The sequence below is a fragment of the Micromonospora sp. DT46 genome (genome assembly GCF_049841735.1).
Classification (GTDB): Bacteria; Actinomycetota; Actinomycetes; order Mycobacteriales; family Micromonosporaceae; genus Micromonospora; species Micromonospora reichwaldensis.
Map to the genome: position 1 here is coordinate 69,814 of NZ_JBNCKW010000003.1, position 25,867 is coordinate 95,680.

Below are 25,867 nucleotides of genomic sequence, written 5' to 3' on the forward strand. Positions count from 1 at the left end.
CCGATACGGAGTGGCCCGATGCCCACTGAGGCAGAGTTCCTCGACTACCTCCGGCGTGCGACTGCCGACCTGCGCGACGCGCGTCGGCGGGTGCGCGAGGTGGAGGCCAAGGACCGCGAGCCGATGGCCGTCATCGGGATGGCGTGCCGGTTCCCGGGCGGCGTGTCCAGCCCGGCCGAGCTGTGGGACCTCGTCGACCGGGGCGGCGACGGGGTGGGCGACTTCCCGGCCGACCGGGGCTGGGACCTGGAGCGGCTCTTCAACGTCGACCCGGACAACCCGGGCACGTCGACCAGCAGCCAGGGCGGCTTCCTCTACGACGCGCCGCAGTTCGACCCGGGCTTCTTCGGCATCAGCCCCCGCGAGGCCCTGGCGATGGACCCCCACCAGCGGCTGCTGCTGGAGACCTCCTGGGAGGCGTTCGAGCACGCCGGCATCGACCCGCAGCGGCTGCGCGGCAGCCGGACCGGCGTCTTCGCCGGGGTGATGTACCACGACTACGCGTCGCGGGTGCTGGACCTGCCCGACGGCGTCGAGGGCTACATCGGCACCGGCAACTCCGGCAGCGTGGTGTCCGGGCGGGTGGCGTACACCTTCGGGCTCGAGGGCCCGGCGGTCACGGTGGACACGGCCTGCTCGTCGTCGCTGGTCGCCGTGCACCTCGCGACGCAGGCGCTGCGCCAGCGCGACTGCGACTTCGCGCTCGCCGGCGGCGTGACGGTCATGTCCACCCCGGGCACCTTCGCCGACTTCTCCCGCCAGCGGGGCCTGGCATCGGACGGCCGGTGCAAGTCGTTCGCCGCCGCCGCCGACGGCACCGGCTGGTCCGAGGGCGTCGGCGTGCTGCTGTTGCAGCGGCTCTCCGACGCCCGCCGCGACGGCCGGCGCATCCTCGCCGTGGTCCGGGGCAGCGCCGTCAACCAGGACGGCGCCAGCAGCGGGCTCACCGCCCCGAACGGCCCGTCGCAGGAGCGGGTGATCCGGCAGGCCCTCGCGAACGCCCGACTGTCCCCGGCCGACGTCGACGTGGTCGAGGCGCACGGCACCGGCACCACCCTCGGCGATCCCATCGAGGCGCAGGCGCTGCTGGCCACGTACGGGCAGGACCGGGGCGAGGGCGGGCCGCTCTGGCTGGGCTCGGTCAAGTCGAACCTGGGCCACACCCAGGCCGCCGCGGGCGCCGCCGGACTGATCAAGATGATCGAGGCGATCCGGCACCGCACCATGCCCGCCACCCTGCACGTCGACGAGCCGTCCCCGCACATCGACTGGTCCGCCGGGCAGGTGTCGCTGCTGACCGAGGCACGCCCGTGGTCGGGCACCGACCGGCCGCGCCGGGCCGCCGTGTCGTCGTTCGGCATCAGCGGTACGAACGCGCACGTCATCCTGGAGGAGGCGCCCGTCGACGACGCCCCGTCCACGGACGAGGCCCCGCCCGCCGCCGACGCGCCGGTGGCGCTCCCGCTCGCCCCGGTGTTCCTCTCCGCCCGTACGCCCGAGGCGCTCGCCGGGCAGGCCGGCCGCTGGGCCGACCACCTCGCCCGCGTCGACTCCCCGCGCCCGCTGGACGTCGCGGCCTCCTCGGTCAACCGCGCGGGGCTCGAACACCGCGCGGTCGTCCTGGCGGGCGACGCGGACGACCTGCTCGCCGGGCTGCGGGCCCTCGCCGCCGGCGAGCCGACCGGCGCCGTCACCACCGGCGCGTCGGCCCCGCGCGGCCGGGTGGCCTTCCTCTTCTCGGGTCAGGGCGCGCAGCGCGCCGGCATGGGTCGCGAGCTGTACGCGGCCTTCCCGGTCTTCGCCGCCGCCCTCGACGAGGCGTGCGGGCACCTCGACCCGCTGCTGCCGCGCGCGCTGCGCGAGGTGCTGTTCGCCGGGGCGGGCACGCCCGAGGCGGAGCTGCTGGACCAGACGGTCTTCACCCAGGCGGGCCTGTTCGCCGTCGAGGTGGCGCTGTTCCGGCTCGTCGAGTCGTTCGGGGTCGCGCCGGACCTGGTGGCCGGGCACTCCATCGGCGAGATCGCGGCGGCACACGTGGCGGGCGTGCTCTCCCTGGCCGACGCGTGCGCGCTGGTCGCCGCGCGGGGCAGGCTCATGCAGGCCCTGCCGGCGGGCGGCGGCATGCTGGCCGTGGCGGCCGACGAGGCCGCGGTGGCCGCCTCCCTGGCGGGGCTGACCGGCCGGCTGGACGTGGCCGCCGTGAACGGCCCCGCCGCCGTGGTGGTGGCGGGCGACGTCGAGGCCCTCGACGAGGTGCAGCGGGTGTGGTCCGAGCGGGGCGTGCAGACCCGCCGGCTGCGGGTCAGCCACGCCTTCCACAGCGCGCGGATGGACCCGATGCTGGCCGAGTTCGCGGCCGTCGCCGAGGGCCTGACGTTCCGGCCGCCGACGATCCCGGTGGTGTCGAACCTGACCGGTCGCGTCGCCGACGCCGACCAGCTCTGCGACCCGGGCTACTGGGTGCGCCACGTACGCGGCACCGTGCGCTTCGCCGACGCCGTCGACTGCCTGCGCGCCGAGGAGGTCGACACCTACCTCGAGGTGGGGCCGAACGGCGTCCTGACCGCCATGGCGCAGAACTGCCTCGCCGAGCGGGCGGAGGACGACACCGCGCCCCTGCTGGCCCCGGTGTCGCGCCACGACCGGCCCGAGCCGCAGGCCCTCCTGGAGGCCCTCGCGCTGCTGCACGTGCACGGCGTGACCGTCGGGTGGGCCGACCTGCTCGACCGGGCCGGCGGTCGGCACCTGGACCTGCCGACGTACGCCTTCCAGCACCAGCGGTACTGGCTGGAGCCGGCGGGCCGGTGGACGGACGTCTCCGGGGCGGGCCTCGGGGCGGCCGGGCACCCGCTGCTCGGCGCGGCCGTCTCCGTGGCCGGCGAGGACATGGTGGTGCTGACCGGCCGCCTGTCCACGTCGACGCACGCGTGGCTCGCCGACCACTCGGTCTCCGGCGTGGTGATCGTGCCGGGCGCCGCCCTGGTGGAGTTGGCGGTGCGGGCGGGCGACGAGGTGGGCGCGTCGCGGGTGCGGGAGTTGACCGTGGCCGCGCCGCTGGTGCTGCCGTCGGCGGGTGCGGTGCGGGTGCAGGTGCGCGTCGGCGCGGCCGACGAGGCGGGCACCCGGTCGGTGACCGTGCACTCCCAGCCGGAGGAGACCGTCGACCCGGAGTGGGTCCGGCACGCGGAGGGCGTGCTGGAGCCGGCGACGGCCGACGAGCCGGGCGTGGGGGAGTGGCCGCCGGCCGGCGCGGCCGAGGTGGACGTGGCGGGCTGGTACCCGGCGCTGGCCGAGCGCGGCCTGGCGTACGGGCCGGTGTTCCGGGGGCTGCGCCGGGTGTGGACGACCGGCGGCGACGAGGTGTTCGCCGAGGTGGCGTTGCCGGACGAGGTGGCGGGCGACGCGGCGGGCTTCGGGGTGCACCCGGCGCTGCTGGACGCCGCCCTGCACCCGATCGGGCTGCTGCCCGGTGCGGAGGGTTCGGGCGGGCCGCGGGTGCCGTTCGCGTTCGAGGGCGTGCAGGTGCACGCCTCGGGCGCGCGGGTGCTGCGGGTGCGGCTGTCGCGCGCGGGCTCGGCGGTGCGGCTGGTGGCGTGCGACGAGTCGGGTGCGGCCGTGGTGTCGGTGGACTCCCTGGCGCTGCGGGAACTGACCGGGGTGTCGTCGTCCCCGGACGCGTCGGCCCGGTCGCTGTTCGAGGTCGCCTGGCAGGCCCAGGAGGTCACCCCGGCCGGGGACGTCTCCGGGTGGGCGCTGGTGGGCTCGCCCGCCGCCGCCGACCTGCCGGCGTTCGCCGACGTCGAGGCGGTGACCGCGGCGGCCGCCGGGCCGTCGGGCGTGGCGCCGCGCCTGCTGCTGGTGCCGGCGGGCAGCCTGCGCCGACCCGACCACGCCGGGACGGAGACCCTCCCGGTCCACGACGGGGGCGCCGACCTGTTGGCGGACGCCGCCGACAACGACCCCGACGCGGTACGCGCGGCGACCACGGCCGTGCTGGCGACCGTCCGGTCCTGGCTGGCGGCCGGCGTGCTGGCGGAGTCGCGGCTGGTGGTGGTGACTCGGGGCGCGGTGTCGGTGGGTGCTGAGGACCGGGTGTCCGACCTGGGCGGTGCGGCGGTGTGGGGTCTGCTGCGTTCGGCGCAGTCGGAGCATCCGGGTCGTATCGTGTTGGCGGACGTCGACGGGGACGTGGACGCGGGGCTGTTGGGTGTGCTGGCCTCGGTGGCTGACGAGCCGGTGGCGTTCGGTGGTCAGGTCGCGGTGCGTGCGGGTGGGGTGTTCGTGCCGCGTCTGGTGCGCGCGGTGGCCTCGGCGTCGGTGGAGGCGCCGGTTGTGGGTGGCGGTGCGGTGCTGGTGACCGGTGGTACGGGTGCGTTGGGTGCGCTGGTGGCGGAGCGCCTGGTGTCGGTGCACGGGGTGCGGTCGCTGGTGCTGGTGTCGCGGCGTGGCCCGGAGGCTGCGGGCGCGGGTGAGCTGTCGGAGCGGCTGACGGCGCTGGGCGCGTCGGTGCGGATCGCCGCCTGCGACGTGACGGACCGGGACCAGGTCGGTGCGCTGGTCGCCGAGGTCACCGCCGGGGGTCGGCTGGCGGGCGTGGTGCACACCGCTGGTGTCCTCGACGACGGGATCGTGGAGGGGCTGACGGCGGAGCGCCTCGCCGGAGTGTTGGCGCCGAAGGTGTCGGCGGGTTGGTTCCTGCACGAGGCGACGGCGTCGCTGGATCTCGACTTGTTCGTGGTGTTCTCGTCGGTGGCGGGTGTGCTCGGCTCGCCGGGCCAGTCGGCGTACGCGGCGGGCAACGCGTTCCTCGACGGGTTGGCGGTCCACCGGCGGCAGCTCGGGTTGCCGGCCGTCAGCCTCGCGTGGGGCATGTGGGACACCCCCGGCATGGGCGCGTCCCTCGACGAGGCGGACCGGGCGCGATCGACCCGGGGCGGCGTCACCGCGATGAGCGCCGAGACCGGGCTGCGGCTGTTCGACGCCGCCCTGACCGCCGACCGGCCGGCCCTGGTACCGGCCGTGATCGACCTGGCCGCCCTCCGGGCCGCGGCTGGCGCCGGCCTGGTGCCGCCGATGCTCCGCAACCTGGTCGGTACGACCACGACGCGCCGCCAGGCGGGACAGGGCACCACCTGGGCGACCCGCGTCAGCGGCCTCGCCGCCGACGAGGCGCGGGCCCAGATCGACGTGCTGGTACGCGGCCTCGTCGCGCAGGTGCTCGGACACGGCGGCGCGGAGGCCGTGCCGGCCGACCGGGCGTTCCGGGAGCTGGGCTTCGACTCGCTGACCGCCGTCGACCTGCGTAACCGCGTCAACGCGGCCACCGGCCTCCGGCTGCCCTCGACGCTGGTGTTCGACTACCCGACGCCCCAGGCGCTCGCCGCCCACGTGCACGCCGAACTGGCCGGCGCCGCCGCCGGTCCCGCCGCGTCCGGGGCGCGGGCCACGGCCGCATTCGACGAGCCGATCGCCATCGTGGGCATGGCCTGCCGCTATCCGGGAGGCGTCGAGACGCCCGATCAGCTGTGGGCGCTGCTGGCCGGCGGCGGCGAGGGCATCGGGGAGTTCCCCACCGATCGCGGCTGGGACCTGGAGAGCCTGTTCGACCCCGACCCCGACCACCCCGGCACGTCGTACACGCGCCACGGCGGTTTCCTCTACGGCGCCGGCGAGTTCGATCCCGGCTTCTTCGGCATCTCGCCGCGCGAGGCCCTGGCGATGGATCCGCAGCAGCGGCTGCTGCTGGAGGCGTCGTGGGAGTCGTTCGAGTCCGCCGGTCTCGATCCGCAGCGGCTGCGGGGCAGCCGGACGGGCGTCTTCGCCGGCGTGATGTACCACGACTACGCCTCCCAGCTCATGGAGCTGGCCGACGAGGTGGAGGGCTACGTCGGCACCGGCAACTCGGGCAGCGTGCTGTCCGGCCGGGTGGCGTACACGTTCGGCCTGGAAGGCCCGGCCGTCACGGTCGACACCGCCTGTTCCTCCAGCCTCGTGGCGCTGCACCTCGCGGCGCAGGCGTTGCGCTCCGGTGAGTGTGATCTGGCGTTGGCCGGCGGCGTGACGGTGATGGCGACGCCCGGGACGTTCATCGAGTTCTCCCGGCAGCGGGGCCTGTCGCAGGACGGCCGCTGCAAGTCGTTCGCCGCTTCGGCCGACGGCACCGGCTGGTCCGAGGGCGTGGGTGTCCTGCTTGTGCAGCGGCTCTCCGACGCCCAGCGGGAAGGCCGGCGCATCCACGCCGTCCTGCGCGGCACGGCCGTGAACCAGGACGGCGCCTCGAACGGGCTGACCGCCCCGAACGGTCCCTCGCAGCAGCGCGTGATCCACCAGGCCCTCGCGAACGCCCGCCTCACCCCGGCCGACGTGGACGCCGTGGAGGCGCACGGTACGGGCACGACGCTGGGTGACCCGATCGAGGCGCAGGCGTTGCTGGCGACGTACGGGCAGGAGCGTCCGCAGGACCGGCCGCTGTTGTTGGGGTCGGTGAAGTCGAACATCGGGCACACGCAGGCGGCTGCCGGTGTGGCTGGTGTGATCAAGATGGTCATGGCGATGCGCCACGGCCTGGTGCCGGCGACCCTGCACGTGGACGAGGCGTCGCCGCACGTGGACTGGACGGCCGGGGCGGTGGCCCTCGCGACGGAGCCCACTCCGTGGCCGCAGGTGGGTCGGCCGCGTCGGGCGGCGGTGTCGTCGTTCGGGATCTCCGGCACGAACGCGCACGTGATCATCGAGCAGCCGCCCGCCGAGGCGGTCGACGCACGCGCCGCCGACCGCCCGCGCGCCGGCGTCGTACCCCTGGTGCTCTCCGCCGTGGACGCCCCGGCGCTGCGCGACCAGGCGGCCCGGCTGGGCGCGCACCTCGCGGCGCACCCGGAGCTGGAACCGGCCGACGTCGCGCACGCCCTGGCGACCACCCGGGCAGTGTTCGGGCACCGCGCCGTCGTCCTCGGCCGCGACACCGTCGGCCTGACGCGGGCCCTGGAGTCGCTCCGCCTCGGCGAGGCCACCCCCGCCACGGTCACCGGCACCGCGCTGCGCGGCGGCGACCCGGTCCTCGTCTTCCCCGGCCACGGCGACCCGCGGCCCGCCACGGCGGTCGAGCTGCTGGACCGGTCGCCGGAGTTCGCCGCCTCGATCGCCGCCTGCGAGGCGGCCCTCGCACCCCACGTGGACTGGTCGCTCACCGCCGTGCTGCGCGGCGCGGACGGCGTCCCGCCCGCGACGGACCCCCGGGTGACGCACCCCGTCCGGTGGGCCGTGGCGGTCTCGCTGGCCCGCTGGTGGCGCTCGCTCGGCGTCCGGCCCGCCGCCGTGCTCGGGCACGCCCACGGCGAGGTCGCGGCCGCCTGCGTGGCCGGCGCGCTGTCGCTGGCGGACGCGGCGAGGACGATCGCCCTCGGCAGCCGGGCCGAGGCCGACCCCGACGCGCTGACCGGGGTCACCCTCCGGGCGGCCGAGCTGCCGCTGTACTCGGCGGCGACCGGCGGGCGGGTCGACACCGACGGCCTCGACGTCGCCCGCTGGTACCGGGGACTGGCCGACGGCGTCGACGTCGACCCGGTCGTACGCGCCCTGCTCGACGAGGGCCACCAGGTCCTCGTCGAGGCCGCCACCGGGCCTGTGCTCGCCGCCCGGATGCGGGAGACCACGCAGGCCGCCGACGCCGTCGTGGTGGCCGCCGACGACACCGACGCCGGCGGTTGGCCCCGGATGCTGACCGTCCTCGCCGGGCTGCACGTGCACGGCGTGCCCGTGGACTGGACGGCCGTCCTCGGCGCCCGCACCGGCCCGCCGGTGGAGCTGCCCACGTACGCCTTCCAGCGCCAGCGGTACTGGCCGCAGGCGCAGGTCACGACCGGCCCCGCCCTCGCCGGCCAGGACGAGGCGGACCGGCACTTCTGGGAGGCCGTGGAACGCGCCGACCCGCAGGCCTTGGCCGCCGCCATGCGGATCGACGAGACGGCGGCCCGGTCCCTCGACCCCGCGCTGCCGCTGCTCTCCTCGTGGCGCCGACGCCGCCGCGACGAGTCCACGGTGGACTCGTGGCGCTACCGGGTGACCTGGAAGCCGGTGACCGTCGCGCCGGAGGCCACCCTGTCCGGCGCCTGGCTGCTGCTGGTGCCGGCGGACGGCGCCGCGCGCCCCCTGGTCGACGGCGTCGCCCGGGCCCTCACCGAGGGCGGGGCCGAGGTCGTCCGAATCGACGTGCCGGAGACGGACCGGCAGGCGCTGGCCGAGCCGCTGGCGCGCACCGGCGCCGTCGCCGGCGTGCTCTCCCTGCTCGGCCTGGACGACGTCGCGCACCCGACCCACCCGGTGGTGCCGGCGGGCCTCGCCGGCACGTACGCCCTGGTCCAGGCCCTCGGCGACGCCGGGATCACCGCCCCCCTGTGGTGCGCCACCACAGGCGCGGTCTCCACCGGCCGGGCCGACCCGCTCGACCGCCCCCGCCAGGCGATGCTCTGGGGCCTCGGCCGGGTGGTCGCCCTCGAACACCCGGACCGCTGGGGCGGCCTCGTCGACCTGCCCACCGAGCTGGACACCCGGGACCGGGGCCGCCTCGTGGCGGTGCTGGCCGGCGTCGACGCCGAGGACCAGCTGGCGCTGCGACCCTCCGGGGTGTTCGCCCGGCGACTGGTCCGGGCCCGCGCCGAGCGCACCGCGACGGGGGACTGGCGTCCCGCGAGCGGCGCCGTCCTGGTCACCGGCGGCCTCGGGTCGATCGGGGCCCAGGTGGCGCGCTGGCTGGCCCGCGAGGGTGTGGGCGAGCTGGTGCTGACCGGCCGCCAGGGCCCCGCCACGCCCGGCGCCGACGAGCTGGCGGACGAACTGCGCGCCGCCGGCGCCACCGTCACCGTGGCAGCCTGCGACGTCGCCGACCCCGCCGCCGTGCGGGCCCTCGTCGAGCGGCTCGCCGGGCAGGGCACCCGCATCGGGGCCGTGTTCCACACCGCCGGCGTCGCCCACGCCGCACCGGTCGCGGCCACTGACGTGGCCGACCTCGCCGACGCCCTGCGGGCCAAGGTGGCCGGCGCGGTCAACCTCGACGAGGTGTGCGGCGACGAGCTGTCGGCGTTCGTGCTCTTCTCCTCCGGCGCGGGCGTCTGGGGCGGCGGGCACCAGGGCGGCTACGCTGCGGCCAACGCCTTCCTCGACGCGCTCGCCGAGGACCGGCGACGGCGCGGCCGGGCCGCCACCGCCATCGCCTGGGGCGCCTGGGACGGCGGCGGCATGGTCGACGCCGAGGGCGCCGCCGACCAGATGTTCCGCTCGGGCGTGCGGGCCATGCGCCCCGACCTCGCGGTCTCCGTACTGGCCGAGGCGCTGGACCACGGCGACACCACGCTCACCGTGGCGGACATCGCCTGGGACCGGTTCCTCCAGACCTACACGCTGGCCCGCCCCCGGCCGCTGATCGCCGACGTCCCGGAGGTGGCGCGGCTGCTCGCCGCCGGGCAGCGCGACGGCGACGGGCCCGACGCGGCCTCGCCGCTGCGCGGCCGGCTGGCCGGACTCGCCGCACCGGAACGGCGCCGCGTCCTGCTCGACCTCGTCCGGGTCCACGCGGCGGCGGTGCTGCGCCTGTCCTCGCCGCAGGCGCTCGCGGCGGACCGGTCGTTCCGGGAGATCGGCTTCGACTCGCTCAGCGCCGTCGAGATGCGCAACCGGCTCGCCGAGGCGGTGGGGCTGAACCTGCCGGCGACCCTGGTCTTCGACCGCCCGACGCCCGACGCCCTCGCCGAGCACCTGGCGACCCGGCTCACCGGCGACGACACCCCGGCGGCCGAGCCCGTGCGGGCCGCCACCGCGCTGGACGAGCCGATCGCCATCGTCTCGATGAGCTGCCGCTACCCCGGCGGCGTCGCCGGCCCCGAGGACCTGTGGCGACTCGTCGCCGAGGGGCGCGACGGCATCGCGGAGTTCCCGACCGACCGGGGCTGGGACCTGGCGGCCATCTACGACCCCGATCCCGACCGGCCCGGCACCTCGTACGTGCGGGAGGGCGGCTTCCTCACCGACGCCGCCGGCTTCGACGCCGCCCTGTTCGGCATCTCTCCGCGCGAGGCGATGGTGATGGACCCGCAGCAGCGGGTGCTGCTGGAGAGCGCCTGGGAGCTGTTCGAGCGGTCCGGCACCGCGCCGGCCGACATGCGGGAGACCAACACCGGCGTCTTCGTCGGCACCAACGGCCAGGACTACGCGACGCTGCTGATGGCCGCCCGGGTCGAGACCGAGGGCTACCAGGCCACCGGCAACGTCGCCGCCGTCATCAGCGGTCGGCTGGCGTACCACTTCGGGTTGCAGGGCCCCGCCGTCAGCGTCGACACCGCCTGCTCGTCGTCGCTGGTGGCGCTGCACCTGGCCTGCCAGTCCCTGCGGCAGGGCGAGTGCGACGTCGCCGTCGCCGGCGGCGTGACGGTGATGGCCACCCCCGGCCCGTTCCTGGAGTTCGCCCGGCAGCGGGGGCTGGCCCTCGACGGCCGGTGCAAGTCGTTCGCCGGGGCCGCCGACGGCACCGGCTGGGGCGAGGGCGTCGGCCTGGTGATGTTGCAGCGGCTCTCCGACGCCCAGCGCGACGGCCGCCGGATCCTGGCCGTCGTGCGCGGCTCGGCGATGAACCAGGACGGCGCCAGCAACGGGCTGACCGCCCCCAACGGGCCGGCGCAGGAGCGGGTGATCAGCCAGGCGCTGGCCAACGCGCGGCTGACCGCCGCCGACGTGGACGCCGTCGACGGGCACGGCACCGGCACCCGCCTCGGCGACCCCATCGAGGCGCAGGCGCTGCTGGCCACGTACGGGCGGGACCGGCCCGCCGACCGGCCGCTGCTGCTCGGCTCGGTCAAGTCGAACATCGGTCACACCCAGGCCGCCGCCGGCGTCTCCGGCGTGATCAAGATGGTGATGGCGCTCCAGCACGACCTGCTGCCGCCCACCCTGCACGTGGACGAGCCCTCGCCGCACGTGGACTGGTCGGCGGGCGCGGTCGCGCTGCTGACCGAGGCGCAGCCGTGGCCGGAGGCGGACCGGCCGCGCCGGGCCGGCGTGTCGTCGTTCGGGGTCAGCGGCACCAACGTGCACGTCATCCTCGAACAGGCGCCCGCCGCCGCGCCGGCCGACACCGGGACGCCCCGGCGGGCCGACGGACCGCCGGTGCTGCCCTGGGTCGTCTCGGCCGACGCCGCCGGCAGCCTGCGGGCCCAGGCGGCCCGGCTGGCCGACTGGCTGCCGGGCACCGCGACGCCCGCCGCCGACGTGGCCCGGGGACTGGCCACCGGACGCTCCCCGCTGCGGCACCGCGCGGTGCTGCTCGCCGCGGACGCCGACGCCGCCCTCGCCGGCCTGCGGGCACTCGCCGCCGGCGAGGAGCACCCCGGACTCACCCGGGGCGTCGCCGAGCCCGGCGGCGCGCTGGCGGCGCTCTTCTCCGGCCAGGGCGCCCAGCACGCCGGGATGGGCCGTCGCCTGTACGAGACGTTCCCGGTCTTCGCCGCGACGGTCGACGAGGCGTGCCAGCACCTGGACGCGTACCTGCCGCAGCCGCTGCGCACGGTGCTCTTCGCCGAGCCCGGCACCGCCGAGGCCGACCTGCTCGACCAGACGGCCTTCACCCAGGCCGGGCTCTTCGCCGTCGAGGTGGCGCTGTTCCGGCTGCTCGAACACTGGGGGATCCGGCCCGACTTCGTGGCCGGGCACTCCGTCGGGGAGATCAGCGCGGCCCACGTGGCCGGGGTGCTCGACCTGCCCGACGCCTGCGCGCTCGTCGGCAACCGGGGCCGGCTGATGCAGGCCCTGCCCGCCGGCGGCGGGATGCTCGCCGTCGCCGCGCCCGAGGTCGACGTGCTGCGGGCGCTGGACGGCACGTCGGGACAGGTCGCCGTCGCCGCCGTGAACGGGCCGGCCGCCGTCGTCGTCGCCGGGGCGCAGGACGCGTTGACCGAGCTGGCGGACCACTTCGCCGGCCTCGGCGTGCGTACGAAGCGGCTGCGGGTCAGCCACGCCTTCCACAGCCCGCTGATGGAGCCGATGCTCGCCGACTTCGCGGCCGTGGCGGCGAGCCTGTCGTACGCCCCGCCGACGGTGCCGCTGGTGTCGAACCTGACCGGCGCGGTCATCGACGCCGAGCAGCTCTGCACCCCCGACTACTGGGTCCGGCACGTCCGCGAGGCGGTCCGCTTCGCCGACACCGTCACCCACCTGCACGCCCACGGGGTGACCCGGTTCCTGGAGATCGGGCCGGACACCGTGCTGACCGCCCTGACCGCCGACGCGCTGCCGGCGGACGCTCCGGTCATGGTGACCGGCGTGCAGCGGCCCGGCCAGGACGAGGTGGCCACCCTGCTCGGCGCGGTGGCCCGACTGCACTGCCACGGCGTGGCCGTCCGCTGGTCGCGGCTGCTGCCCGGCGCCGGTCCCGTGGACCTGCCCACGTACGCGTTCGACCACCAGCGGTTCTGGCCGACCCTCGACGCGGCGCCGGCGCACACCCCCGCCGCCGCGCCCGACGACGTCGACTCGGCGTTCTGGCGGGCCGTGGCGTCGGGCGACGGCGACGCGCTCGCCGGCCGGCTCGGCCTCGACGCGGACCGGCCGCTGCGCGAACTGCTGCCGGACCTGGACCGGTGGCGGCGCCAGCAGCAGGAGGACACCCTCGCCGGCGGCTGGCGCTACCGGGTCACCTGGCGCCCGCAGGCCCTCGCCCCGGGTGCCGTCGACGGCACGTGGACCCTGGTCCACAGCGGCACGGACCAGCCGGTCGTCGACCGGCTCGCCGAGCTCGTCACCGCCCGGGGCGGCACCGTGCGGCAGCTCGCCGTCGACCCGGCCACGACCGACCGCACGGCGCTCGCCGCGCAGCTGGCCGGCGCCGCGCCGACCCGGATCGTGTCGCTGCTCGCCCTCGACGAGCGACCGCAGCCCGACCGGCCCGCCGTGCCGCTGGGCCTGACCGCGAACCTCGCCCTGGTGCAGGCGGTCACGGACGCCCTGCCCCCGGTGCCACTCTGGCTGCTCACCCGGCAGGCCGTCGCCACCGCCGACGGCGACCCCGTCGTCCGCCCCGCCCAGGCCACCACGTGGGGCCTCGGCCTGGTGACCGCGCTGGAACACCCCCGGCACTGGGGTGGCCTGCTGGACCTGCCCGAGACCCTGACCCCGGCCGCCGCCGAGCACGTCCTGGCGGCGCTCACCGCCGCCGGGCACGAGGACCAGCTCGCGGTGCGCGACTCCGGGACGTACCTGCGCCGGCTGACCCGCGCGCCCCGCGCCGAGGCGGCGGCCGACTGGCAGGCGCCGGGCACCGTCCTGGTCACCGGCGGCACGGGCGCCGTCGGCCGGTACGCCGCCGCCTGGTTCGCCCGGCACGGCGCGCGGCGACTGCTGCTGGTCAGCCGGCGCGGCGCGGCGGCCCCCGGCGCGGACGAGGCGGTGGCGGAACTGGCCGCCCTCGGCGCCGAGGCCCGGGTGCTGGCCTGCGACCTGGCCGACCGGGACGCGGTCGCCGAGCTGGTCCGTGGCCTGCGCACCGACGGCGAGACCGTGCACGCGGTGGTGCACGCCGCCGGGGTGGGCCGGCTCAACCCGGTCGCCGCGGTGACCGGGGCGGAACTCGCCGACGTCGTCTCCGGCAAGATCGCCGGCGCCCGGCACCTCGACGAGTTCCTCGACCCGGAGCCGCTCGACCTGGTCGTGCACTTCTCCTCCATCGCGGCCGTCTGGGGCGTCGGCGACCACGGCGCGTACGCCGCCGGCAACGCCTTCCTGGACGCCTGGGCGCAGTCCCGGCCGGCCGGGGGTCCCCGGCACCTCTCGGTGAACTGGGGGCCGTGGGCCGGCGGCGGCATGGTGACCGACGCGCACGCGGCGGCCATGAGCCGGCGCGGGGTGTCCCTGCTGGACCGGGAACCGGCGATGGCCGCCCTGCGCGCCGGCCTCGACGGCGACGACACCGCCCTCACCGTCGCCGACATCGACTGGGACCGCTTCGCGCCGGTGTTCGCCTCCGCCCGGCCCCGGCCGCTGATCAGCGAGATCGCCGAGGTGGCCGCCCAGGCCGCGGCGGCGCGGGCCGACGCCGAGGACGGCGACCAGGTCGCCGGCGAACTGCGCAAGCGGCTCGGCGAGCTGTCGCAGGCCGAACAGGCACGGCTGCTGGTGGACCTCATCCGCACCGCCGCCGGCGAGGTCATCGGCCACGACAGCCCGTACGCCGTCGAGGCCGGCCGGCCCTTCCGGGACCTCGGCTTCGACTCGCTCACCGCCGTGGAGCTGCGGGGCCGGCTGGCCCGCTCGACGGGGCTGAGCCTGCCCAGCTCGGTGGTGTTCGACTACCCGACGCCGCAGGCGCTGGCCGAGCACCTGCGGGCCGAACTGCTCAGCGAGGCCTCGGTGGAGGCCCTGCCGACGCTGGCGGAGCTGGACCAGTTGGAGAGCGCCCTCGCGCTGCGCGACCCGGACGACATCGGCCGGGTGCGGATCACGATGCGGCTGCACAGCCTGCTCGAACGGCTCGGCACCGCCGAGGAACGCCGGGAGGAGACCGCCGAGGTCGCCGACCGGCTGCGGGTGGCCAGCAACCAGGAGCTGTTCGACCTCATCGACCAGGACCTCGGGCTCTCCTGAGCCGCCCGGGGACCTGTGGTGTCACGAGAAAGCGAGATGTCATGGCGGACGAAGAGCGGCTGCGCGAATACCTGACGCGGGTCGTCGCCGAACTTCAGCAGACCCGCCAACGGCTGCGCGAGGTCACCGCCGAGGAGTCCGAGCCGGTGGCGATCGTGGCGATGAGCTGCCGCTACCCGGGCGGCATCAGCTCGCCCGAACAGCTGTGGGAGTTCGTCTCGTCCGGCGGGGACGCCATCGGCGACTTCCCCACCGACCGGGGCTGGGACCTGGAGCGGCTCTACCACGCCGACCCGGACAACGCCGGCACCTCGTACACCACCTCCGGCGGGTTCCTGCACGACGCGGGGCGCTTCGACGCCGCCCTGTTCGGCATCTCGCCGCGCGAGGCGGTCGCCATGGACCCGCAGCAGCGGCTGCTGCTGGAGACCACCTGGGAGCTGTTCGAGCGGGCCGGCATCGCCCCGCTGTCGCTGCGCGGCAGCCGCTCCGGCGTCTTCGTCGGCACCTCCGGGCAGGACTACGCCGCCGTGCTGCACCGGGCCCCCGGCGTCGAGGGGTACGTACTGACCGGCACCGCCGCCAGCGTGGTCTCCGGCCGGCTGGCGTACACGTTCGGGCTCGAAGGCCCGTCGGTCACCGTGGACACCGCCTGCTCGTCGGCGTCGGTCGCCATCCACCTCGCCTGCCAGGCGCTGCGTCAGCGGGAGTGCGGCCTCGCCCTGGCCGGCGGCGCGACCGTGCTGGCCACCCCCGGCCCGTTCGTCGAGTTCTCCCGGCAGCGCGGCCTCGCCGCCGACGGCCGGTGCAAGTCCTTCGCCGCGTCCGCCGACGGCACCGGCTGGTCCGAGGGCGTCGGCATGCTGCTGCTGGAACGGCTCAGCGACGCCCGCCGCAACGGCCACCCGGTGCTCGGCATCATCCGCAGCTCGGCGGTCAACTCCGACGGCGCGTCCAACGGCCTGACCGCCCCCAACGGCCCGTCCCAGCAGCGGGTCATCCGGCAGGCCCTGGCCGGCGCGAAGCTCACCCCCGACCTGGTCGACGTGGTCGAGGCGCACGGCACCGGCACCACCCTCGGCGACCCGATCGAGGCCCAGGCCCTGCTCGCCACGTACGGCCGGGAGCGCGGCGACGCCGCGCCGCTGCTGCTCGGCTCCATCAAGTCCAACATCGGCCACACCCAGGCCGCCGCCGGCATCGCCGGGGTGATCAAGATGGTGGAGGCGATGCGGCACGGCATCGTGCCGGCCACCCTGCACGTCGACGAGCCCACCCCGCACGTGGACTGGGCCACCGGCGCGGTCACCCTGGTCACCGAGGCCACGCCGTGGCCCGCCGTGGACCGGCCGCGCCGCGCCGCCGTCTCCTCCTTCGGCATGAGCGGCACCAACACCCACCTCATCCTCGAACAGCCCGAGCCGGCCCGCGCCGAGGCCGACCGGCCGGAGCCGCCCGCGCCCGCGCCGGTGCTGCTCACCGGCCGCACCCGCGCCGCGCTGCGCCACCAGGCCGAGCGCTGGTCGCGGTACGTCGCCGACGACCCGGACGCGCGCCCGGCCGACGTCGCCTGGACCTCGGTGGTCTCCCGCTCGCCCCTGGAACACCGGGCGGTCGTCCTCGCCGACGACCGCGACGGCCTGCTCGCCGCCCTGCACGCCCTCGCCGACGACCGGCCCGCCCCCGGCCTGGTCACCGGTGCCGCCGCCGAACGCGGCGGGGTCGCGTTCCTCTTCTCCGGCCAGGGCGCCCAGCGCGCCGGCGCCGGCCGGGAGCTGTACGAGACGTACCCCGTCTTCGCGGAGGCGCTCGACGAGGTCTGCGCCCACCTCGACCACCGGCTGCCCCGGCCGCTGAAGCCGCTGCTGCACGCCGAGCCCGGCACCGACGAGGCGGCGCTGCTCGACCAGACCGTCTTCACCCAGGCCGCGCTCTTCGCCGTCGAGGTGGCGCTGCACCGGCTGCTCGGCTCCTGGGGGCTGGCCCCGGACATGGTCGCCGGGCACTCCGTCGGCGAGCTGACCGCCGCCCACGTCGCCGGCGTGCTCACCCTCGACGACGCCTGCGCCCTCGTCGCCGCCCGGGGCCGGCTCATGCAGGCCCTGCCCGCCGGCGGCGCGATGCTCGCCGTCGCCGCCGACGAGGCCCGGGTCGCCGAGTCGATCGCCGCGCTGACCGACCGGGTCGCCGTCGCGGCCGTCAACGCCCCCGGCGCCGTCGTCGTCTCCGGCGACGGCGCGGCCATCGACGAGCTGGCCGACCTCTGGACCGGCCGGGGGGTGAAGGTGCGGCGGCTGCGGGTCAGCCACGCCTTCCACAGCCCGCTGATGGAGCCGATGCTCGCCGAGTTCGCCGCCGTCGCCGCCGGCCTCGACCTGCGCGCCCCCACCCTGCCGGTGGTGTCCAACCTGACCGGCGAGCTGGCCGACCCGGCGCAGCTCACCGACCCGAACTACTGGGTGCGCCACGTCCGGGAGGCGGTCCGCTTCGCCGACGGCGTACGCACCCTGCGCGCCCACGGCGTCGGCACCTTCGTGGAGGTCGGCCCCGACGCCGTCCTCACCGCCGGCATCCAGGAGACCCTCGCCGAGGCCGAAGCCGGCGACGCCGCCCCCGCCGTGGTGGTGCCGGTGCTGCGCCGGGACCGCCCGGACCGTCGCGCCCTGCTCGCCGCCCTCGCCCAGCTCCACGTCGCCGGCACCCCGGTGCGCTGGGCGGATCTGCTCGCCGACCGGCCCGGCCGGCTCGTCGGCCTGCCCACCTACCCGTTCGAGCGGCAGCACTACTGGGTGCCGGCCGAGGCGCCCGCCGACGAGGCCACCGCCGGCGGAGCCGGCGCGCTCGACCGGCGGTTCTGGGCAGCCGTCGAACGCGCCGACCTCGACGCGCTGCGCGACACCCTCGCCGTCACCGACACCGCCGCCGCCGAGTCGCTGCGTACCCTGCTGCCCGTCCTCGCCGACTGGCGGCGGCAGCGGCAGGAACACTCGGTGCTCGACGGCTGGCGGTACCGGGCCGACTGGCAGGTGACCGGAGAACCCGCCCCCGCCCGGCTGGCCGGCACCTGGCTGCTGGCGCTGCCCGCCGGCGGCGCCGACGACCCGGCGGTGCAGACCGTCCGGGCCGCGCTGACCGGCGCCGGCGCCGACGTGCTGCCGCTGACCGTGGAGCCGGACGCCGACCGGGCCGGCCTCGCGGCGTCCCTCGCCGGCACCGACCCCGCCGGCGTCGTCTCCCTGCTCGCCGCCGAGCCGCCCGCCGCCGACAGCACCGCCCTGCCCGGCCTGGCGGCCACCCTCGCGCTCGTGCAGGCGCTCGGCGACGCCGACCTGGCCGCGCCGCTGTGGCTGGTCACCCGGGGCGCGGTCGCCGCCGCCTCGTACGACCGGCTCACCGACCCGGCGCAGGCCGCCGTCTGGGGCCTCGGCCGGGTGGTCGGCGTCGAGGCCCCGCACCGCTGGGGCGGCCTGGTCGACCTGCCGCCGGAGCCCGACGACCGGGCCGCCACCCGGCTCGCCGCGATCCTCACGGGATCGACCGGCGAGGACCAGCTCGCGGTACGCGGCCCCGGCGTCTTCGCCCGCCGCCTCGTGCGCGCCGCCCTCGGCGACCGCCCGCCGGCGCGCCGGTTCACGCCCACCGGCACCGCCCTGATCACCGGCGGCACCGGCGGACTCGGCGCCCGCGCCGCCCGCTGGCTCGCCGCCGCCGGAGCCGAGCGCGTCGTGCTGGTCAGCCGGCGCGGACCCGACGCCCCCGGCGCCGCCGAGCTGGAGGCCGAGCTGACCGGCCTCGGGGCCCGGGTCACCGTCGCCGCCTGCGACATCGCCGACCGGGCCGCCCTTGCCGACCTGCTCGACCGGGTCGAGGCCGAGGGCCCGCCCGTGCGCACCGTCCTGCACACCGCCGGCATCGCGCAGGCCACCCCGCTGGCGGAGGTCACCCCCGCCGAGCTGGCCGAGGTGACCGTCGGCAAGACCGCCGGCGCCGCCCACCTCGCCGACCTCCTCGCCGACCGGGAACTGGACGCCTTCGTCGTCTACTCGTCCATCGCCGCCACCTGGGGCAGCGGCGGGCAGGCCGGGTACGCGGCAGGCAACGCCTACCTCGACGCGCTGGTGCAGCGGCGGCGGGCCGAGGGCCGGGCCGGCACCGCCATCGCCTGGGGACCGTGGTCCGACGGCGGCATGCACGCGGCGGACGCCGAGCGCAACCTGCGCCGCCGGGGCCTGCCCGCCATGGACCCGACCGTCGCCATGGGCGCGTTGCAACAGGCCCTCGACCACGACGACGTCACCGTGACGGTGGCCGACGTGGACTGGGCCCGGTTCGCCCCCGCGTACGCCTCCGCCCGCCGCCGGCCACTGCTGGAGGGCGTACCGGAGGCGCGGGCCGCCCTCGACGGCGGCGTCGCGGTCGACGACGGCGACGAGGGCCCGGCGGCGACCCTGCGCCGGCGGCTCGCCGGGCTGGCCCCGGCCCGCCGCGAGGAGGCCGTCGCCGACCTGGTCCGGGAACTCGCCGCCGACGTGCTCGGCCACGACGGCGGGGCGGCGGCCATCCCGGCGACCACCGCGTTCCGGGACCTCGGCTTCGACTCGCTGACCGCGGTGGAGCTGCGCAACCGGCTCGTCGCCGCCACCGGGCAGGCGCTGCCCACCACCCTGGTCTTCGACCACCCCACCCCGGTCGTGCTGGCCCGGCTCCTGCTCACCGGCCTCTTCGGCGCCGACGCCGACGCCGGGCCGGCCCCCGTCGCCGCCCCGGCCGCCGTCGACGACGACGAACCGGTGGCCATCGTCGCCATGGCCTGCCGCTACCCCGGGGGCGTCGACGACCCCGAGCGGCTGTGGCGCCTCGTCGCGGACGGCGTGGACGCCATCGGCGACTTCCCGACCAACCGGGGCTGGGACCTCGACCGGCTCTACGACCCCGACCCGGCCAACCCCGGCACCACCTACACCGACAAGGGCGGCTTCCTCGACGGGGCGGCGGAGTTCGACCCGGGCTTCTTCGGGATCTCGCCGCGCGAGGCGGCGGCGATGGACCCGCAGCAGCGGTTGCTGCTGGAGGTCTCGTGGGAGGCGGTCGAGCGGGCAGGGGTTGAGCCTGGGGTCCTACGGGGTTCGCGAACAGGGGTGTTCGTGGGCACGAATGGTCAGGACTATGGGGCCCTGCTCATGGCTGCGGGGGAGCAGGCCGAAGGGTTCGGGGCCACGGGCAACGCCGCCAGTGTGGTGTCGGGTCGGGTGGCGTACGCGTTGGGGTTGGAGGGGCCGGCGGTGTCGGTGGACACGGCGTGTTCGTCGTCGTTGGTGGCGTTGCACCTGGCGGTGCAGTCGCTGCGGCGCGGCGAGTGCGACATGGCCCTCGCCGGCGGCGTCACGGTCATGGCCACCCCCGGCACCTTCTTCGAGTTCTCCCGGCAGCGTGGGCTGGCCGCCGACGGCCGGTGCAAGGCGTTCGCGGCGGCTGCGGACGGCACCGGCTGGGGCGAGGGCGTCGGCATGCTGCTGGTCGAGCGGCTGTCGGACGCCCGGCGCAACGGCCACCGCGTCCTGGCGATCGTGCGGGGCAGTGCCGTCAACCAGGACGGTGCCTCCAACGGGTTGACGGCGCCGAACGGCCCGTCGCAGCAGCGGGTGATCCGGCAGGCCCTCGCGGGTGCCCGGCTGGGCACCGCCGACGTGGACGTGGTCGAGGCGCACGGCACGGGCACGACGCTCGGCGACCCGATCGAGGCGCAGGCGCTGCTGGCCACGTACGGGCAGGGCCGCGAGGGGCACGAGCCGCTGCTGCTCGGCTCGATCAAGTCGAACCTCGGCCACACCCAGGCCGCCTCGGGCGTGGCGGGTGTGATCAAGATGGTGCTGGCGATGCGCGAGGGCGTGGTCCCCGCGACGCTGCACGTGGACGAGCCGTCCCCGCACATCGACTGGAACTCCGGCGCCGTCGAGTTGGCGATCGAGTCGCGGCCGTGGCCGGCGGTGGAGCGGCCGCGCCGGGCGGCGGTGTCGTCGTTCGGCATGTCCGGCACGAACGCCCACGTGATCATCGAGCAGGCCGACGAGCCGCAGGCCGTCGCCCCCGCCGTGGCCGGCCCCGGACTGGTGGCGTCGGGCGTCGTGGCGTGGCCGGTGTCGGCGCGGTCGAAGGCCGCACTGGCGGGCCAGGCGGCCCGCCTGGCGCAGTACGTGCGTGAGCGCGGCGAGGTCGATGCGGCGGCGGTGGGCTGGTCCCTCGCCGCCACCCGGTCGGTGTTCGACCAGCGGGCCGCCGTCGTCGGGTCGAGCCTGGAGGAGCTGCTGGCGGGGCTGGACGCGCTGGTGTCGGGGGCGCCGGCTGGCAACGTCGTCGCTGGCGCCGCCACGCCCCACGGGGCGGGTCCGGTGTTCGTGTTCCCGGGTCAGGGTGCGCAGTCGGCGCGGATGGCGGCCGGTCTGGTGGGTCGTACGCCGGTGTTCGATGCGCGGCTGGCGGAGTGTCAGCGGGCCCTTGCGCCGTACCTGGACGTGGACCTCGTGTCGGTGCTCACCGATGAGGACGAGTCGTGGTTGGCGCGGGTCGAGGTCGTGCAGCCGGTGCTGTGGGCTGTCGGCATGGCGCTCGCCGCCGTGTGGCAGCACGCCGGGGTCACCCCGGCGGCGGTGGTCGGTCACTCGCAGGGCGAGATCGGCGCGGCCTGCGTGGCCGGGATCCTGTCCCTGGAGGACGCGGCGAAGGCCGTGGCGCTGCGGTCGCGGGCGCTGACCGTGCTGCGGGGCACCGGCACCATGGCCTCGGTCGACCTCTCCGCCGAGGCGGTCGCCGAGCGGCTCGGGGAGTTCCCCGGCGTGGGTGTCGCGGCGGTGAACGGCCCGTCCACGGTCGTGGTGTCGGGTCCGCCGCAGCCGGTTGCCGACCTGGTCGAGTCCTGCCAGGCCGAAGGTGTGCGCGCCCGGTTGATCCCCGTGGACTACGCGTCGCACTCGGCCGCCGTGCAGGAGGTGGCCGAGCGGTTGCGCGCCGACCTGGCCGACGTGACCCCGCAGCCGGGCCACACCCGGCTGGTGTCGACGCTGACGGGGGACTGGGTCGACCCGACGTCGATGACCGCGGACTACTGGTACGACAACCTGCGGCAGACCGTCCAGTTCGACGCCGCCGTGCGGGTGGCCGTCGCCGCCGGGCACACCACGTTCGTCGAGATCTCCCCGCATCCGGTGCTGACGATGCCGGTCACGGCGATCCTCGATGACGCTGGCGCGAGCGGGCACACGCTGGGCAGCCTGCGTCGGGGTGACGACGACGCGACGCGGCTGCTGACGAACCTCGCCACCGCGCACACGATTGGCCTGCCCGTCGACCTGACGGCCGTGCTGGCCCGCACCGACGCCGTCGCGCTGCCCACGTACGCCTTCGCGCACGGACGCTTCTGGCTGGACGCCCCCGCGCACCGGGTACGCGACGTCGGCTCCGCCGGCCTCCAGGACACCGACCACCCGCTGCTCAGCGCGGCCGTACCCGTCGCCGACGACCAGACGGTGGTGCTGACCGGGCGGCTGTCGGTGCGTACCCACCCGTGGCTCGCCGACCACGCCGTCGGCGGGGCGGTCATCGTCCCCGGCACCGGCGTGGTCGACATGGTGGTCCGGGCCGGCGACGAGGTCGACGCCGGCCAGGTGGGCGACCTGACGCTGATCAACCCGCTGGTGCTCCCGCCGGCCGGCGCGGTGCAGGTGCAGGTACGCGTGGGCCCGCCCGGCGACGCCGGCGAGCGGAGCGTCACCGTGCACTCCCGCCCCGGGGAGGACGCCGACGCCGAGTGGACCCGGCACGCCGAGGGCCTGCTGCTGCCGCACCTGCCCGCCCCGATCGCCGTACCGGGGCAGTGGCCGCCGGCCGACGCCGTCGAGGTCGACGCCGACCTGGACGCCTGGTACGCGCAGATGGCCGAGGGCGGCCTCGGCTACGGCCCCGCCTTCCGTGGCCTGCGCCGGGTGTGGCGCGGCGACGGCGAGGTCTACGCCGAGGTGGCCCTGCCCGAGGAGGCGACCGCCGACGCGTCCCGCTTCGGCCTGCACCCGGCCCTGTTCGACGCGGCCCTCCAGGCCAGCGGGGTCACCGCCCTGCTCGGCGACGCGGCGGACACCTCCGGGGCGGGCTGGATGCCGTTCGCCTTCCGCTCGGTCGCCCTGCACGCCCACGGCGCCACCCGGCTGCGGGCGCGGCTGCGGTCGCTCGGCCCGGACACCGTCGCGGTCACCCTCGCCGACACCGCCGGCCAGCCGGTCGCCACCGTCGAGTCGCTGACGTTCCGCCCGGTCGCCGCGGGCCGGTCCGACGAGGCCGCCGCCCTGCGCCGCACCTCGGTGTTCCACCTGGACTGGACGCCGCTGACGGGCACCGACGCGGCGGCCGGGGAGGCCCGTTGGGCGCTGCTCGGCGACGACACCCTCGGCCTCGCCGGGGCGCTCGCCACCGCCGGGCACCCGGTGCGGACCCACGCCGACCTGGCAACGCTGGTCGCGGCGGTCGAGGAGTCCGGGGACGTACCCGATGTGGTGCTGGATCTGCGCTCCGGCGCGGAGACGGACCCGCAGCGGGCCGGCGCGGCCGCGCACGACGCGGCCCGCGACGCGCTCGCGCTGGTGCAGCAGTGGTTGGGCGAGCCCCGGCTGGAGCGGTCCCGGCTGGTGCTGCACACCCGGGGCGCGGTCGGCGCGGCCCCGGGCGAGGCCCCCCGCGACCTGGCCCGGGCGAGCCTGTGGGGGTTGGTGCGCTCCGCGCAGTCCGAGCACCCCGGCCGGTTCACGCTGCTCGACACCGACGATGCCGCCGCCTCCCTGGCGGCCGTCCCGGCGGCCGTCGCCTCCGGCGAGCCGCAGCTCGCGCTGCGCGACGGCGTGCCGCTGGTGCCCCGGCTGGCCCGGGCCCGCGACGCCGGGGTGCTGCCGCTGCCCGCCGACGAGGTGCCGTGGCGCCTCGACGTCACCGAGAAGGGCACGCTGGAGAACCTGGCCCTGCTGCCCGGCCCCGAGGTTTCCGGGGAACTGCCGGCGGGCCACGTCCTGGTGGGGATGCGCGCCTCCGGGCTGAACTTCCGCGACGTGGTGCTGGCCCTCGGCATGGTCCCCGACCAGGAGGTGCTGGGCAACGAGGGCGCCGGCGTGGTGCTCGGCGTCGGACCGGGCGTCACCGACCTCGCCCCTGGCGACCGGGTGATGGGCATCTTCTCCGGCTCGTTCTCCTCGGCGGCGGTCACCGACCGCCGGCTGCTCACCCGCATCCCCGACGGCTGGTCCTACACCGACGCCGCCGCCGTGCCCGTGGTCTTCCTGACCGCCTGGTACGGCCTGGTGGAGCTGGCCCGGCTGCGCGCCGGGGAGTCCGTGCTCGTCCACGCGGCGGCCGGCGGCGTCGGCATGGCCGCCGTGCAGATCGCCCGCCACCTCGGCGCGGAGGTCTACGGCACGGCCAGCCCCGGCAAGTGGCCGGCGCTGCGCGCCACCGGCTTCGACGACGCGCACCTCGCCTCCTCCCGCAGCCTCGACTTCGCCGGGGAGTTCCGCGACCGCACCGGCGGGCGGGGCGTCGACGTGGTGCTCAACGCGCTCAGCGGCGAGTACGTCGACGCGTCACTGCGGCTGCTCGCCGACGGCGGCCGGTTCGTCGAGATGGGCAAGACCGACAAGCGGGACCCGCAGCGGGTCGCCGCCGACCACCCGGGGGTCAGCTACCAGGTCTTCGACCTCATCGAGGCCGGCCCGGCGAAGATCGGCGCGATGCTGGCCGAGCTGATGGCGCTCTTCGCCGCCGGTGCGCTGCGGCCCCTGCCCCGGCGCACCTGGGACGTCCGGCGTGCCCCCGAGGCGTTCCGCTTCCTCAGCCAGGCCCGGCACGTCGGCAAGCTCGCCCTGAGCGTCCCGCAGGCGCCCCGGCTCGACGGCACGGTCCTGGTCTCCGGGGCGACCGGCACCCTCGGGGCGCTGCTCTGCCGGCACCTGGTCACCGCGCACGACGCCCGGCAACTGCTCCTGGTCAGCCGGCGCGGCCCGGACGCCGAGGGCGCCGACGAGCTGCTCGCCGACCTCAAGGCGCTCGGCGCGGACGTGTCGATCGTCGCCGCCGACCTGGCCGACCCGGACGCCGTGGCGGACGTGCTCTCCATGGTGGACCGGCGGCACCCGCTGCGCGCCGTCGTGCACGCCGCCGGCGTCCTCGACGACGCCACCGTCGAGTCGCTCACCCCGGACCGCCTCGACGCGGTGCTGCGGCCCAAGGTCGACGTGGCCTGGAACCTGCACCGGGCGACCCTCGGCCACGAGCTGAGCGCGTTCGTGCTCTTCTCCGCCGCCGCCGGCGTGTTCGGCGGCCCCGGCCAGGGCAACTACGCCGCCGGCAACGCGTTCCTCGACGCCCTCGCCGAGCACCGGCGGGCCCTCGGCCTGCCGGCGGTCGCGCTGGCCTGGGGCCGCTGGGCGCAGGCCAGCGGCATGACCGGGCACCTCGACTCGGCCGACATCCGCCGGCTCGACCGGGGCGGCATGGCGGCGCTGTCCAACGAGGAGGGCCTCGCCCTGTTCGACGCGGCCTGGCGCTCCGAGCGGGCGACGCTGATGCCCGCGAAGATCATCACTGGGGTGGCCGCGCCCGGTGCGCCCGTGCACCCGCTGCTGGCGAACCTGGTCCGCGCCGCCGGCCGCCGGGCTGCGGCCGGTGAGGCCGCCGACGGACAGGCGTACGCCGAGACGCTGCGCGCCCTGCCCGCCGACAAGCGCGTACGCGCCCTGCGCGACCTGGTGCTGGCGCACGTGGCGGTCGTCCTCGGCCACGGCGACCCGGCCGGCATCGAGCCGACCCGGGCGTTCCGGGAACTCGGCTTCGACTCGCTCACCGCCGTCGAGCTGCGCAACCGGCTCGGCGCGGCCACCGGGCTGCGGCTGCCGGCGACGCTGGTCTTCGACAACCCGACGCCCGAGGCGCTCGCCACCCACCTGGCCGGTCAGTTCGCCCCGGCGGGCGAGGCGTCGACGGCCGGCCGGGAACTGGACCGGCTGGAGGCGACGCTCGTCGGGCTCGACCCGACCGACGACGAGTTCCGCCGGATCACCGACCGGCTGCACGGCCTGCTGGGCCGGCTGACCGAGCGACAGGCGGACGCGGACGGCGACGACGACCTGGAGTCGGCCACCGCCGAGAACATCTTCGACCTGATCGACCGCGAGCTGGAGACGTCGTGACCACCAGCCGCAACGACATCAGC

General features: G+C 76.9%; 2 protein-coding genes. Both read left to right on the forward strand.

Annotation, left to right across the window (positions count from 1 at the left end; all coding sequences use genetic code 11):
* Positions 1 to 18 precede the first annotated feature (18 nt).
* Positions 19 to 14,622, forward strand: a complete 14,604-nt coding sequence (locus ACLQ20_RS08485) for a type I polyketide synthase (RefSeq protein WP_425854869.1) — start codon at positions 19 to 21, stop codon at positions 14,620 to 14,622.
* Entirely contained in the window at positions 14,619 to 25,844 is an 11,226-nt protein-coding gene (locus ACLQ20_RS08490) for a type I polyketide synthase (protein WP_425855353.1), read from the forward strand. The genes ACLQ20_RS08485 and ACLQ20_RS08490 overlap by 4 nt, the downstream gene beginning before the upstream one ends.
* The last annotated feature ends 23 nt before the right edge of the window (positions 25,845 to 25,867 follow it).

What these genes read in the sequence shown, in the direction of transcription:
- ACLQ20_RS08485 (WP_425854869.1), top strand. Translation starts at nt 19, where the DNA reads ATGCCCACTGAGGCAGAGTTCCTCGACTACCTCCGGCGTGCGACTGCC.